General features: G+C 33.6%; 16 protein-coding genes. 8 read left to right on the forward strand and 8 right to left on the reverse strand.

What is annotated here, in order from left to right:
• Positions 1-281 precede the first annotated feature (281 nt).
• The 8 genes from AWN65_RS08100 (at position 282) to AWN65_RS08135 (ending at position 9,364) form a co-directional block, all read left to right on the forward strand.
• Positions 282-851 carry a cob(I)yrinic acid a,c-diamide adenosyltransferase gene (locus AWN65_RS08100; RefSeq protein ID WP_060382700.1) on the forward strand — a complete coding sequence of 190 codons (570 nt, stop codon included), beginning with the start codon at positions 282-284 and terminating at the stop codon, positions 849-851.
• A gap of 226 nt (positions 852-1,077) precedes the next feature.
• Positions 1,078-1,299, forward strand: a complete 222-nt coding sequence (locus tag AWN65_RS08105) for a DUF2795 domain-containing protein (RefSeq protein WP_014166495.1) — start codon at positions 1,078-1,080, stop codon at positions 1,297-1,299.
• 74 nt (positions 1,300-1,373) lie between these two features.
• Positions 1,374-4,736, forward strand: a complete 3,363-nt coding sequence (gene secA, locus AWN65_RS08110) for a preprotein translocase subunit SecA (RefSeq protein ID WP_060382701.1) — start codon at positions 1,374-1,376, stop codon at positions 4,734-4,736.
• Positions 4,737-4,961: 225 nt separating this feature from the next.
• Entirely contained in the window at positions 4,962-5,594 is a 633-nt protein-coding gene (locus AWN65_RS08115; protein WP_060382702.1) for a class I SAM-dependent methyltransferase, read from the forward strand.
• Positions 5,595-5,678: 84 nt separating this feature from the next.
• Positions 5,679-6,080 (forward strand): hypothetical protein, encoded by a 402-nt coding sequence (locus AWN65_RS08120; RefSeq protein WP_088418859.1) that lies wholly within the window; start codon positions 5,679-5,681, stop codon positions 6,078-6,080.
• 22 nt (positions 6,081-6,102) lie between these two features.
• Positions 6,103-6,633, forward strand: coding sequence for a DinB family protein (locus tag AWN65_RS08125; RefSeq protein WP_060382703.1), 531 nt, complete (start codon positions 6,103-6,105; stop codon positions 6,631-6,633).
• Between the two features lie 835 nt (positions 6,634-7,468).
• Positions 7,469-8,533: a hypothetical protein gene (locus AWN65_RS08130; protein ID WP_060382704.1), complete on the forward strand. Its 1,065-nt coding sequence runs from the start codon at positions 7,469-7,471 to the stop codon at positions 8,531-8,533.
• A 354-nt stretch (positions 8,534-8,887) separates the two neighbouring features.
• Complete coding sequence (locus AWN65_RS08135; protein ID WP_060382705.1) at positions 8,888-9,364, forward strand: DUF4280 domain-containing protein; 477 nt, start codon at positions 8,888-8,890, stop codon at positions 9,362-9,364.
• 960 nt (positions 9,365-10,324) lie between these two features.
• Here AWN65_RS08135 and AWN65_RS08145 read toward each other — a convergent pair.
• The 8 genes from AWN65_RS08145 to AWN65_RS08175 form a co-directional block, all read right to left on the reverse strand.
• A complete protein-coding gene (locus tag AWN65_RS08145) occupies positions 10,325-10,765 on the reverse strand; it encodes a hypothetical protein (protein ID WP_060382707.1) in 441 nt (146 codons plus the stop codon).
• Positions 10,762-10,902 (reverse strand): hypothetical protein, encoded by a 141-nt coding sequence (locus tag AWN65_RS14895; protein WP_158447588.1) that lies wholly within the window; start codon positions 10,900-10,902, stop codon positions 10,762-10,764. The genes AWN65_RS08145 and AWN65_RS14895 overlap by 4 nt, the downstream gene beginning before the upstream one ends.
• On the reverse strand, positions 10,899-11,234 hold the full coding sequence (locus AWN65_RS08150) for a hypothetical protein (RefSeq protein WP_060382708.1): 336 nt from the start codon (positions 11,232-11,234) through the stop codon (positions 10,899-10,901). The genes AWN65_RS14895 and AWN65_RS08150 overlap by 4 nt, the downstream gene beginning before the upstream one ends.
• A complete protein-coding gene (locus tag AWN65_RS08155) occupies positions 11,234-11,485 on the reverse strand; it encodes a hypothetical protein (protein ID WP_060382709.1) in 252 nt (83 codons plus the stop codon). Before AWN65_RS08155 ends, AWN65_RS08150 begins: the two co-directional genes overlap by 1 nt.
• The gene (locus AWN65_RS14780; RefSeq protein WP_145902549.1) at positions 11,482-11,691 is read right to left on the reverse strand and encodes a hypothetical protein; all 210 of its coding nucleotides are present in this window, start codon (positions 11,689-11,691) and stop codon (positions 11,482-11,484) included. The genes AWN65_RS08155 and AWN65_RS14780 overlap by 4 nt, the downstream gene beginning before the upstream one ends.
• Positions 11,692-12,159, reverse strand: coding sequence for a hypothetical protein (locus AWN65_RS08160; protein WP_060382710.1), 468 nt, complete (start codon positions 12,157-12,159; stop codon positions 11,692-11,694).
• Positions 12,146-12,376 carry a hypothetical protein gene (locus AWN65_RS08165; RefSeq protein ID WP_145902550.1) on the reverse strand — a complete coding sequence of 77 codons (231 nt, stop codon included), beginning with the start codon at positions 12,374-12,376 and terminating at the stop codon, positions 12,146-12,148. Before AWN65_RS08165 ends, AWN65_RS08160 begins: the two co-directional genes overlap by 14 nt.
• A 278-nt stretch (positions 12,377-12,654) precedes the next feature.
• Positions 12,655-13,326, reverse strand: a complete 672-nt coding sequence (locus tag AWN65_RS08175) for a DUF3164 family protein (RefSeq protein ID WP_060382713.1) — start codon at positions 13,324-13,326, stop codon at positions 12,655-12,657.
• Positions 13,327-13,352: the final 26 nt, after the last annotated feature.

The raw sequence follows: 13,352 nt of genomic DNA on the forward strand, positions 1-13,352 counted from the left end.
TTAAAAAGACCATTTCGAAAGAGTGGTCTTTTTTGTTTTTAATACAATTGAAATAAAGAAACGCATAACGTTCGCAAAAAAAAGAACTTTATTTTTGAAAATGGAAACCAAAAACAAAACCTTGCAAGTTATTTTAATTTCATTTTTATACTTTTGAATTTATAAAATTTAACCGCAAAGTTCACAAAGAATTTCACGAAGCACACAAAGAACACTTAGCACAACAAAACTTTTAAACTTTTAAACCTCTAAACTTTTAAACTAATAACCTTCCCACAAAAATGAAAGTATACACAAAAACTGGAGATAAAGGAACCACTGCCCTATTTGGAGGGACTCGCGTTCCCAAACATCATATCCGCATTGAAAGCTACGGCACTGTTGACGAATTAAATTCCTACATCGGACTGATTCGCGACCAAGCAATGAATCCGTTGTACAAAGCCGTACTCATTGAAGTACAAGACCGTTTGTTTACCCTTGGTGCTATTTTAGCCACCCCTCCTGAAAAAGAAGTACTAAAAAATGGTCAAAAGCGTTTACAAAATTTAGGCTTGACCGAAACAGATATTGAATACCTCGAGAATGAGATTGACAAAATGGAAACCGATTTGCCCCCTATGACACACTTTGTCCTACCTGGCGGACACACCACGGTGTCATATTGTCACATTGCACGCTGTGTTTGCCGTCGTGCCGAGCGTTTAGCCACCCATTTGCACGAGGAAGAACCCACCGATGAACTCGTTTTAAAGTATTTGAACCGACTTTCTGACTACCTTTTTGTGTTGGCACGAAAGTTGTCATTAGACTTGCACGCTAACGAAGTGCCTTGGATACCGAGGAAATAACTTTAGATTATTTTTTATCTTCTAAAATTAAATCCTAAACAAGCTCTTTTATAAGTTATTTCAGGTTGATTTTCTAAAGATCATTTGCAATCATTCCTATAAAATGAAATGCCTAAAATCTAAAATTATCAATCTATATGTTCTTAAAATCAACTGAAAATAAATCAAAAAAACTTGATTTTTTGAGTAGAAAAATTATATTTGCACAAATTAAAATTTTACAGAGATGTATTGGACTTTAGAATTAGCATCATATTTAAGCGATGCTCCATGGCCTGCTACTAAAGACGAATTAATCGACTACGCTATTAGAACTGGTGCTCCATTAGAAGTGGTAGAAAACCTACAATCAATAGAAGACGAAGGCGAGATTTATGAATCAATGGAAGAAATTTGGCCAGATTATCCATCAGACGAAGATTATCTTTGGAACGAGGATGAGTATTAAGCATAAACCTACTAAAAAAGTCTCTTAAGAGGCTTTTTTTTTGGTATTTTTACAGACATTTTAAAACAAAACGTATGAGTTTCATTAACAACATATTAAAAGTTTTTGTGGGCGATAAGTCACAGAAAGACATCAAAGCCATTCAGCCCATAATTAATAAAATTAGATCTTTTGAGGGACCATTAAGTTCATTAACAAATGATGAATTGCGCGCTAAAACTTTTGAATTTAAAGAAAAAATCAAACAAGCTCGTGCTGAAAAAGACACTAAAATTATTCAATTAAAGTCCGAAGTAGAAAACATTCAAGATATAGATGCTAGAGAAGATGTTTATACTGAAATTGATAAATTAGAAAAAGAAGCTTATGAACTTTCTGAAAAGGTGTTAAACGACATCTTAGCAGAAGCCTTTGCTGTTGTAAGAGAAACTGCGCGTCGTTTTAAAGAAAACACTCAAATTCGTGTAAAAGCAACTCCAAAAGACCACGAATTATCTGCTAATAAGACCTATGTTACCATTGAGGGAGATGATGCTCTGTGGGCTAACTCTTGGGAAGCAGCAGGTAAAACCGTTACTTGGGACATGATTCACTACGATGTACAGATGATTGGTGGTGTGGTGTTACATCAAGGAAAAATTGCCGAAATGCAAACAGGTGAAGGTAAAACGTTAGTAGCAACACTTCCATTATACTTAAATGCTTTAACAGGGAATGGTGTTCACCTCGTAACTGTTAACGATTATTTAGCAAAACGTGATAGTACCTGGAAAGCACCGTTATTTGAATTTCATGGATTAACCGTAGATTGTATTGATAATCATCAACCCAATACCGAAGCGCGTCGTAAAGCTTATGAAGCGGATATTACGTATGGTACCAATAACGAATTTGGTTTTGATTACTTACGTGATAACATGGCGCATACGCCTGATGATTTAGTACAACGCAAACATAATTTTGCTATTGTAGATGAGGTAGACTCTGTTTTAATAGACGATGCCCGTACTCCTCTCATCATTTCTGGTCAAGTGGTAGATGGAGACCGTCACGAATTTAACGAGTTAAAACCTTTTATTGACAATCTAGTTGCTATCCAACGTCAACTAGCAAACGGCTTTTTAGCAGAAGCAAAACGTCTTTTTAAAGAAGGTAATACTAAAGAAGCTGGATTTAACTTATTGAGAGCACATCGTGCTTTACCTAAAAACAAAGCCTTAATTAAATTCTTATCAGAAGAAGGAACCAAACAATTACTTCAAAAAACAGAAAATGAATACATGGCGGATAACAACCGTAAAATGCCTCAAGTAGATGAAGCATTATACTTTGTTATTGAAGAAAAAAACAACCAAGTTGAACTAACAGAAGGAGGTATTAAAGAATTATCTAAAAATACTGATGATAAATTCTTCGTATTACCGGATATAGGAACCGAAATTGCAATTATAGAAAAAGCCAATCTTTCCAAAGAAGAAGAAGCAGAAAAAAAAGAAGCGTTATTTGCTGATTTTTCAGTAAAAAGTGAACGTATCCATACCTTAACCCAATTATTAAAAGCATATACTTTATTCGAAAAAGATACAGAATATGTTATCATGGATGGTGAAATTCTAATCGTAGACGAACAAACAGGTCGTATCATGGACGGTCGTCGTTATTCAGATGGATTACATCAAGCCATTGAAGCAAAAGAAAACGTTCGTATTAAAGAAGCTACACAAACCTACGCTACCGTTACCCTACAAAACTACTTCCGTATGTATAATAAATTAGGCGGTATGACGGGTACAGCAGTTACAGAAGCAGGCGAATTTTGGGAAATTTACAAATTAGACGTAGTTGAAATTCCTACCAATAGACCCATTGCTCGTCTAGACAAAGAAGACTTAATTTATCGTTCTGTTCGCGAAAAGTTTAATGCCGTGGCAAATGATGTACAAGAATTAGTAGCCCAAGGTCGTCCTGTACTAATTGGTACTACTTCTGTTGAAATATCTGAATTATTAAGCCGTATGCTTAAAATGAAAGGTATTCAGCACAATGTATTAAATGCTAAAATGCACAAACAAGAAGCACAAATTGTAGCAGAAGCGGGTAAACCAGGCGTAGTAACCATTGCTACCAACATGGCGGGTCGTGGTACTGATATTAAACTAAGTGATGAAGTAAAAGCAGCGGGAGGTTTAGCTATCATAGGTACTGAACGTCATGACTCACGTCGTGTAGACCGTCAGTTACGCGGTCGTGCAGGTCGTCAGGGAGATGTGGGTAGTTCTCAATTCTACGTATCATTAGAAGATAACCTAATGCGTTTATTCGGTTCTGATCGTGTAGCAAAAATCATGGACAGAATGGGCTTAAAAGAAGGTGAAGTCATTCAACATTCAATGATGACCAAATCTATTGAAAGAGCACAGAAAAAAGTAGAAGAAAACAATTTTGGCGTTCGTAAACGTTTGTTAGAATATGATGATGTTATGAATGCACAACGTGAGGTAGTGTACAAACGTCGTCGTCATGCCTTACACGGAGAGCGTTTGAAACTAGATATTGCCAACATGATTTACGATGTGTGTGACAATATTGTGGAGAAAAATAAATTGACGAAAGATTTCAAAAATTTCGAATTCGAATTAATTCGTTATTTATCCATTACATCACCTGTTTCAGAAACGGAATTTGCCAGTTTAAACGACGCTAAAATAACAGGTCTTCTTTACAAATCAGCTAGCGAATATTACCAAAATAAAAATAGTCGCGATGCAAACGAGGCCTACCCTATCATACGAAATGTATTTGAAGATCCTGAAAATCATTTCGAGCGTATCGTCGTTCCGTTTACGGATGGTATCAAAGGAATGAATGTAGTAACGGATTTGAAAAAAGCATACGATTCACAAGGAAAACAATTAATTGCTGATTTCGAAAAAAGCATCACGTTAGCAATTGTGGACGAGGCTTGGAAAAAACATTTACGCAAAATGGACGAGTTGAAACAATCGGTACAATTAGCTGTACACGAACAAAAAGACCCGTTATTGATTTACAAATTTGAATCTTTTAACTTATTTAAAAATATGTTAGAAGGAATCAACAAAGAGGTTATTTCATTCTTATTTAAAGCGGATTTACCAAAACAAAATACACAAATACAAGAAGCCGTAGAAGAATTACACCAAGATCATTATATAGAAAGCAAAGAAGAAGTATTAAATATGGAAGAGCAAGCTGAACGTCACCGTGAAGCAATACAAAACGTAAATGCTCCTCAAAAAAATACAGTTACTGAAACCATTGTTCGTGATCAACCTAAAATTAACCGTAATGACGAAGTAACCATCAAACACATCTTGAGTGGTCAAACAGAAACCATGAAATTCAAGAAAGCGGAGCATTTATTAGCTTCGGGTGAATGGGTTTTAGTTCAGAACTAAATTAGTTTGCAGTGGTCACTGTTCAGTGCTTCAGTTGACAGCATTAATAAATATAAAATCCCTAATTACAGTTGTAGTTAGGGATTTTTGGTTATTACGATTGATAAAACTATATATTCTAACATTTAATACAGGATGCAATTATTAAACGCAACTTTTGAAAACTAAAAAACTCTAACTTTAAAACGTATTTTATTATATTGCAACAAATACAATAGTTTACACATGCACCTCAACTGTCCGCTTTGCAACGCTCACACCCAACCTTTCCATCAAATTAAAAACCGTGACTATTTTCAATGCACCACCTGTCAAGCCATTCTTCTGCATCCTGAGCAGTATATGACCGCACATGACGAAGAAAAACACTATCGTTTTCACAATAACGATGTGACCGATGCGGGTTATCTTCATTTTGTTTCCCCAATTACCCAAGGTATTTTACATGATTTTAGTCCCTCACATTCGGGCTTGGATTTTGGCGCAGGAACAGGTTCAGCGGTTAGTAAAGTCCTTAATGATAATGGCTATGCTATCGTTTCCTACGACCCGTTTTTCCATCCTTATCCAGAGGTATTAGCCAAAACCTACGATTATATTGCTTGTTGTGAAGTCATCGAACATTTTCATCATCCTGCTAAAGAATTTGAATTACTACATCATCTTTTAATTCCAAAAGGAAAACTATATTGTATGCCCCATTTATATGATCCTTCTATAGATTTTAACAAATGGTATTATAAAAACGATACGACTCACGTGTTTATGTATCAAAAAGAAACAATTCGTTGGATTGCACAATCCTTTGGCTTTTCGGATTTCGATATTATAAACCGATTAATTATCTTTACTAAATAATTTTTATTTTTAATAAAGAGGCCTATTATTGTAGAGGCTTGTTTTAAAAAATCTATATCTCTATAATTTTCAAAATCTCAAATCATGATGCCATATAATGAAACTTATACTCTTTTTTTAAACTTGGTAAAAGAAAGCATTGCGAACAAAACCTTTGCCAAACTAACTTTAGCCAAAACCATTGGAAAACCCGAACTACAAAACATATACATCAAAGTTACTTTAGTTGAAAACCAATTAAAACTATTGATTACACACAAAATATACAAAGAAGGTCTTCAAGAAATTGAAAAAATAGTTGACCTAACGGAACTAGAAAACGAAACGATTCCTTATATTCAAAAACCTTTTATGTCCCTTTTATTATTTACAAGCGAAGCTGACATAACTATGAAAATAAACAAGAAAAGAGTAGCTTCCATCATTGAACAGCCGCCTACTTTTAAGAATGCTGATCCTCTTTTTTTAACCTTATCATTTAAATAATCTTTAAAACTAAAATCATATTATGAACAATCCGTTTATTTACGAAAACGCACCTGCTTATTTTCATTCTTTTTTTGATCTTATAGAATCCGATCATTTAGTGGAAGAATTAGAGAAAAGTAAAAATTTTACCCTTGCCTTAATAGATAGCATAACTCCTGAAATAGAAAATTTTTCTTATGCTCCAGATAAATGGACTACAAAGGAAGTCCTTCTTCATATCATAGATGCTGAAAGAATACTTACCTATAGGGCATTGCGCTTTTCCCGATTTGATGCTACAGAATTAACAGGCTTTGATCAAAACAAATACATCCAAAATCTCAAATCAGTAAATTATAAATTAAGTGATTTACGAGAAGAATATATAAACGTAAGAAATGCTACCATTAGTCTATATAAAAATATGACAGAAGAAATGTTAGATTTCAAAGGAGTCACAAACCCAATTATCTTGACTGCTCGATCATTAGGTTTTATGGTCGTTGGACATAATATACACCACGCACAAGTAATTCAAAAAAAATACAGCACCGTTTCTTCTAATCTATAAAAAGAATGAAAGTCTAATGATAATAAAAAGTAAACCTTAATTAAGTTCTTATTAAGCATTAGACTTTATAATAAGAGTAAAAGAATACCGATTTATTGTAGATTGAAAATCATTTTTATCTATAATACATTTTATAGAGGCTGTCCGAAAAGAGCTCAATCTTGTCATTTCAATCAAAGTGGCTCGAACCAAATGAATAGACGAAGCAAAATCAGATAACACTAAAATATGTCTTCTCTTCTTGTAAAGGTGACAATCTAGATGTTGTGTATTAACTTTTCAGACATCCTCTCTATTTTAAACCTCATCAAGCAACTCTTTTCCTCTCCTAATTTTTATTTAAATCAAACATGTCCTAAGTTTATACCATTTAAACTTAAAATATACTGGATTAAAAAGTAAAATTCTCGATATGTTTTTTTTATTTTAAAACAACTTAAATAAACGATTGATTATATGATTAAAATCATCGCTAGTTCGAGCGCGCAGCGCATCGAGAACCCACACTAATTTTTATTGCTTTTGTAGGACAGTGCCTAAATCAACATGCGGTTTGTCACTACGTAAGGAGGAGTTTGATAATCAATATTATGTGATTTCTCCCTTTGGTCGAAATGACAAGATTGCGAGCTTTTTGGACAGTCTCAAGGTTAAAAAAAATTGTTATGAGGAAATTTCAAAGTTTAAACGACACAACTTCTAAAAATTTGTTTTATTCAACAAATAAGTTTATTTATTTTACAAAATATTAAATTAAAAATCGCATTAAATTTAAATTATCTTTTTTGTTATATTTCAATACCGTATATCTTAATATTTATAAAATACAATTGCCATGCAAAATACGATCACTTTAAATAATAACGTGCTCCAAATGAATTTAGGAGGTATAAAACCTCGGAAGTATGTGGTATCTCTAAAATATTTTGATGAGGAAAACACTTCTCCTACCAAACAGATGGATTATGCTACTGAAATTATTATTACTCGTAATAACACTGACTTTTGTTTATTAGATCTATACAAAAAAAATATTTGGTTTAACCAGCATGAACCTGATTTCATCAATGAAATGATAGCCGACGAGCTATGCAACACTATTTATCCTCTTCAGGTAAGAATGGATGAAACGGGAGCTTGTTTGGGAATTAGTAATTTTAATCAGATTGTAAACGGCCGATGGTATAGAAATAAAGCAAAGGCTACTCAAAAATATACGTCTAAAATTATGCAATCTTTTTACGAGGCTTTTGAAAAAAATCTTGAAAATAGAAGAGTTTTTGAAAAAAGTATGACAAATGATTGGCTCTGGAGTCTGTTATTTCATCCTAAATACATTGATTATGGAGAAGAGCATACGGTACAAACCTTTCTATTTCTTCCTGTTGTTCCTTACGAACATCCTATACAATTCAGCGGAAAACAAAGAATACATACTAAAATTACGGATTATCATGGTGTAGAAATTCATTTTGAATCAGATGAGATACTCGCACACCCCTATTTTATTTCAACCTTTAAAAAAAAGGCATCTATTTTAGAAAATAAAGTTTATATGAGGCTTAATGTATATTTTCATTTAGATGTGTACCATCTTTTTACAGTACATACAAGAGCTTATTTTGAAATTTATTCAAAAAATGCTGACGGAATGGAAACGCACATACAGCGGATTCAATTTACGCAGTATCAACAAGAAACTCAAAATAATAAAAAAACGCCCCTATCCTTCAAAAGTCCTTTTTTAGTAGATGAAAACGAAGCAGAAGACACCGAAATTTATAAGACTTATCAAGGAAAAAATTATACTCGTCAAGAATGGATCATTTTTGAAGAAGAACAATACAGAATATACAAAGAGAAAAAAAATAAAAAAGGATTTTGGGATTTTTGGAAATAATTTTTCCTTGAACCCAAATTACTCGTTAGAAATTTGTTACAGATATAAAAAATGACTTTGAATCTAAAAAATACTCCTTTTTGCACCTCAATATAGTAAAACTATAATTGTGGTAAAAAATTTCAGTCCCTTTTTACCTTCTTTGGTCTTTTTATCTTCATCACAAAGCCTAACGCACAATCTGATTAGATTAAAACATACGTAATGAATACTATTCAGATATTAAAAAATATGCGCGCTTTTTTGTATTTTCCTTCTTTTATAAAACATAAAAAACACAGTAAATACCGATTAAAAACATTTAACTTATCAAATAATTGATTATTTTTAACAAACAAACAAACAAACTAAACCATGGCACTACAAGAAATGTTAGTACAAGGAGCCTTGTGCAAATGCAATTTTGGTACAACTCCTGATACTCTAAAAGTTTTGACTCAAAACAAATACTATCTCAACGATCATGAAGGCAAAAGCAAATTAGTAGCCACTCATAAAGACATAGGCGCTACTTTTGAAAAAAACACCTTTGGCTCTTGCAAAAAAACAAACAACAACCCTTGTAACGCAAGTGTTACTGAATGGCATCATTATTATAAAAAAGTAACCTACGGTTCCTCTAAAGGTCATCCTCTTACAAAAGAAAGCAAAGCCACCTGCCCTATTGGAGGAAAAGACTGCATAACTATTCTTAAAAGCGGACAAACTGCCGAACCCACAAAACAAAATTTAAAAAATGCAGATCCTGAATTACTAGCTCATATACTACCTGTGATCAACATGAGCAACTTCGAGAAAAAAGAACCTTACAACCACATGATAATAGAATAATTATGGCTAAAATTATTTGTTGTAAATTTGTATAATCGCAAAATTGAAATGTACACTTTTTTAAATTGAAATGTACAAAAAAATATTTTTTCGTGCGTGTGCAAAAATACAAATTATCCCACTTTAATATCGCGTTAAAGGGGGATAATTGCTTTATGAAACCTGCTTGTAAATCATCATATCAGTGTATTTAGTCTTATACATTGCTTTACCTTGTACACACTCTATTTTAGCCCCAAAAATTGGATTTAAAGTCGCCGACTGTGTTTCTAACCACTCGCAAAGCTCTATAATTTGGCTTTTGTTTGAGGTGAAATAAAAATAATTTGAGTTTTTCAATACATTCAGTACATTCAGGTAATCGACCAACTTCCAATACCCTTTATACGTGCTTACATCGGTGGATAAATAAGGTGGATCGACAAGAAACACTACGTTAGGGCAATCCTTGTACTTTGCAAATAACTCCTTGTAATCCTGCCTTACCACGTCTATGCCGTCTAAATAACCATCGGCGTTGTAATTTGACTTTCGAATGCAATTGTATAACGTTATAATTATTAAAACCAAATATAAAGTTTTTTTAAGCTATTAGCACAAAAATAATAAAATAACCCTTTGATTACAAACACAAAGAGCGCAAAAATGCGCTCTTTTTAAATCCAAATCAATATAATGGATGCTATTATACTGGAAACTATACCACCTATCATAAAACCATTAATAAAGGCTAGTTTCTTTTCTAAAATGTGTATTTCTTTTGAGATCATTTGTTTTATTCTAATGTTAATTATAAATAGTTGGCGTTATCAATTTCAGATTTTGAAAACTTGGTTTTTGAGGTTCGTTCCTCTTGCTTATTCCACGTTGTCAATTCAAAGCGTTCGGCAAACAGTACGTCTAGCATTGCGAATAAACGAAACCAAAATTTTAGTTTCAACGCTTTATAATTCAACTTTCTCATTTATCCCACCATCGTTGGTTTATAAACACCTCCGCATAAGGAAAGTTTGTCCCTTCTTTGGCTTTCAACTTTTTGTACTCGGGTAAGTTCATGAGTAGTTTGATTTTTTCGCCTTCTTTGAGTTTGTTCCAGCGTTCTAGGGCTAGTTTCTTTTTTGATAGTTCGTTTTTTGGGTATAATTTCCAAAAAACTTCGAAATGAATATTTGGTTCGCCAATTTCAATATGTACTTGTTTGTATTTTAAAAACCATTCTTTTATATGGCTTTCTTTAAAAGGGTAATTGCCTTTAAGGTACAAGAAGTCGATTTGCTTTTCGGTGAGTTCGCCGTCGACTGCTTTAAAGTCTATTAAAATGCCTTTTAAATTGTATTTAAAAATCCAAATATCGCCTGATTGCATTTTGACGGTATAGGTTTTTATTAACTGTTCACTCATCTCTTTAATAAATATTTTATAGGTTTCACTTCAACTCTTGTTTTGGCTATTTCTAAGGCTTTCTTTCGGGCTAAACTCATTTCGTCAAAAATGGTAGTGTCTTTTGGAGGTTTGTTGTTTTTGTGTCCCAGTCTCATGCTGTTTTTTCGTTTAGGTGGCTGATTACTTTTGCCACTAGTACTTTATAATATTCGTTTTCGGTGGTGTGTAGTAACTCGTACAAGATGGCTTCGAGTGCCCAAGCTTCGTGAAACTTCAAACTTATTTTGTGCTTTTTCTTAGCATCAAACAAAGTTGACTTTTTCACCAGCTCCTTAGCCTTGGTATCAAATTTGTCGGCTAGATCAAAACCTATGGAGCGGTACACCTGCTGGCGTTTATCAATAGTGCGCTCCATTTGGTAGACGTTTTTAAGCAACTCGTTTACGGCTAAAACCGTGTCGGCGTTTATTTTTAATTCGATTTTCATCACATTATTTCAATTAGCAGGATTATATCTTCTTTGGTTAAGTTTCTTCCTTTTAGGGTTTCTGTGTTAAATTCTACCGAGTAGCTTGTTAGTTCTGCTTTTCGATTATATTCATAGGTTATATGAATTTCGGAGTCGTTTTTTTTTAAACAAAACCAAGTATAATAATCACCATCTTCAAGGGGGAAAGTTCCTTTTATAGTAAACCCCAATTCGGTTAATTCTTCTTTTAATAATAATGGTTTTTTCATCTGCAGTCTTTTTTGGGTTCACTTACTACTTTTCCACAACTGGCACATTTTAAAGCTGTGGTTTCGCACGATGGGGTTACGTCCAGTACTACTAAATGGGTGTGTGTGTGCTTGCACTGATTTTCATCCATAGGACTACAACGGTAATTATCGCAGTAGGTAGTGCTAGCACAATATTGATTAGCATTATATTTACATTTTCGCATTTAATAACTTTTGGTAACCATGCTTTCCAGTGCATAAATAATTTTGCTGGTTTCTTCTGGATTCATTTTTTGCAATGGCTTTTTAACGGGCGATTTGTCACTCTTTAACCAGTTGGATAACCGAACCAAATCGGCTTTGGATCCGTATTTATCGCAACTAACTTTCCAGTTTAACTGGAGTAGTAGCGATAAAATGTAAATGTGTTGACGGCTCTTTTTATTGAATACTGCCCAGTTTTCCACTGGTGGTTCGTTCACGCTTTCATTGCCTGATAATTGCTTTATTAGAGCTACCGCTTGGTTTTGTGTCAGGTTTTTCAATGAGCTGGTTGCGCCCTGGGTAAACTCCATGAGGATTTTGTTTTTTTCATCTTCGCTAAAGTTGCATAGCTGACGAATCCTTTTAATTTGAAACGGGGTTATGGTGCCGTTGGGGTCGTACTGTGTTGGGGTTTTAGTTGTTGTCATTATTCTTTAATTTTAACCATTTAGTAGGGATTTGATAATTAAGGTTTTTATACAGATACTCGACCTCTGCTATTGCACCGAATTGTGGATGTTTATAGATATTATTGTTGACAATTGTCACTTCAACACCCGGTCTAAAGTCGTTATTACCGATTGCATCAAAAGGAATACCTATACTTAATAATTGTTCTATTGTTGCTGTTACTATTGCTTTCATCTTTATGCTTTTTAATTTTGTTCCCGAGGCAGGATTCGAACCTGCAAGAACCATCATGCTCGGGAGACCAATCAACCAAAAAAATCAACTCTTATAGGTTGCCCTAGTATGTTTTTTGAAGTTCTTGTTTTCAATTACGTTGGTTTTGTAAATCTCAAAGGCTTTGCGCTCTTGGGTGGTGAGTTCTACGGGGGCAAACCAATTGCCGTAACTGTTTTTAAAAATTTCTTTACCGTTCACTTTATACACTTCGTGATCGGTGATGGGGGTTATAGTTATCATACAGTAAAACGGAATTCTAATTTTTTGTTAGTACCTTGTTCCGTTTCTATAAATTTCCAACCACTTACATACATGCTATTTTGCCTTCTTTGTTGTGCTTGAAAAATAATTTCAATCCCTTCGTTAAACTCTTCTGAGTTAAAGTCATCCCTAAGTTTGCTCAACTCAATAATTTTCACAGGGTTTAACATGCCTGTTTTAGCATTGGGTTTTAAAAAGGTGTTTACCATTTTACTTAGTTTCTTCACATTTTCATCCTCAGAGGCTAATGAGTTAATGAAACTTTTAATTTTTTCAACCCCTACGCTTTCAGTGCCGTCAAAACCTATGGTAACATTGTAGCCTATAGTAATAGATGCAGAACCATCGGCAAGGGTGCTGGTGTGGCTGTCTTGATTGTTAATCTTCAAGCCGTAAACTTGTGCCTTTAATTCTTTGATCACTTGATAATCTTTGAAAAGTAGTGCAATGAAGTCCTCTACTTTTTTATGTTGTGAAACAAGGTTATCGATGTTTTGGTTTACAAATAGTTCTGACAATTCTTTTAACACTTTGGTGTTTTCTGATTTTTCAGCCTTTTCTTTTTTATCCAGTTCCTTTGCTTCTTCAATTAAAGCCCTTCTTTCTTCGGGTGTTAAATCTTCTAATTTTGCTTTTAATGCAGCCATTTTATTTATAATTACTCAGTTAATAA

It is taken from the genome of Flavobacterium covae, from assembly GCF_001534645.1.
Lineage (GTDB): Bacteria > Bacteroidota > Bacteroidia > Flavobacteriales > Flavobacteriaceae > Flavobacterium > Flavobacterium covae.

Bases quoted from the DNA above. Each gene is read 5' to 3' on its own strand.
- AWN65_RS08100 (WP_060382700.1), top strand. From the start codon at position 282: ATGAAAGTATACACAAAAACTGGAGATAAAGGAACCACTGCCCTATTT.
- AWN65_RS08105 (WP_014166495.1), top strand. From the start codon at position 1,078: ATGTATTGGACTTTAGAATTAGCATCATATTTAAGCGATGCTCCATGG.
- secA (WP_060382701.1), top strand. From the start codon at position 1,374: ATGAGTTTCATTAACAACATATTAAAAGTTTTTGTGGGCGATAAGTCA.
- AWN65_RS08115 (WP_060382702.1), top strand. From the start codon at position 4,962: ATGCACCTCAACTGTCCGCTTTGCAACGCTCACACCCAACCTTTCCAT.
- AWN65_RS08120 (WP_088418859.1), top strand. From the start codon at position 5,679: ATGATGCCATATAATGAAACTTATACTCTTTTTTTAAACTTGGTAAAA.
- AWN65_RS08125 (WP_060382703.1), top strand. From the start codon at position 6,103: ATGAACAATCCGTTTATTTACGAAAACGCACCTGCTTATTTTCATTCT.
- AWN65_RS08130 (WP_060382704.1), top strand. From the start codon at position 7,469: ATGCAAAATACGATCACTTTAAATAATAACGTGCTCCAAATGAATTTA.
- AWN65_RS08135 (WP_060382705.1), top strand. From the start codon at position 8,888: ATGGCACTACAAGAAATGTTAGTACAAGGAGCCTTGTGCAAATGCAAT.
- AWN65_RS08145 (WP_060382707.1), bottom strand. From the start codon at position 10,765: ATGAGTGAACAGTTAATAAAAACCTATACCGTCAAAATGCAATCAGGC.
- AWN65_RS14895 (WP_158447588.1), bottom strand. From the start codon at position 10,902: ATGAGACTGGGACACAAAAACAACAAACCTCCAAAAGACACTACCATT.
- AWN65_RS08150 (WP_060382708.1), bottom strand. From the start codon at position 11,234: ATGAAAATCGAATTAAAAATAAACGCCGACACGGTTTTAGCCGTAAAC.
- AWN65_RS08155 (WP_060382709.1), bottom strand. From the start codon at position 11,485: ATGAAAAAACCATTATTATTAAAAGAAGAATTAACCGAATTGGGGTTT.
- AWN65_RS14780 (WP_145902549.1), bottom strand. From the start codon at position 11,691: ATGCGAAAATGTAAATATAATGCTAATCAATATTGTGCTAGCACTACC.
- AWN65_RS08160 (WP_060382710.1), bottom strand. From the start codon at position 12,159: ATGACAACAACTAAAACCCCAACACAGTACGACCCCAACGGCACCATA.
- AWN65_RS08165 (WP_145902550.1), bottom strand. From the start codon at position 12,376: ATGAAAGCAATAGTAACAGCAACAATAGAACAATTATTAAGTATAGGT.
- AWN65_RS08175 (WP_060382713.1), bottom strand. From the start codon at position 13,326: ATGGCTGCATTAAAAGCAAAATTAGAAGATTTAACACCCGAAGAAAGA.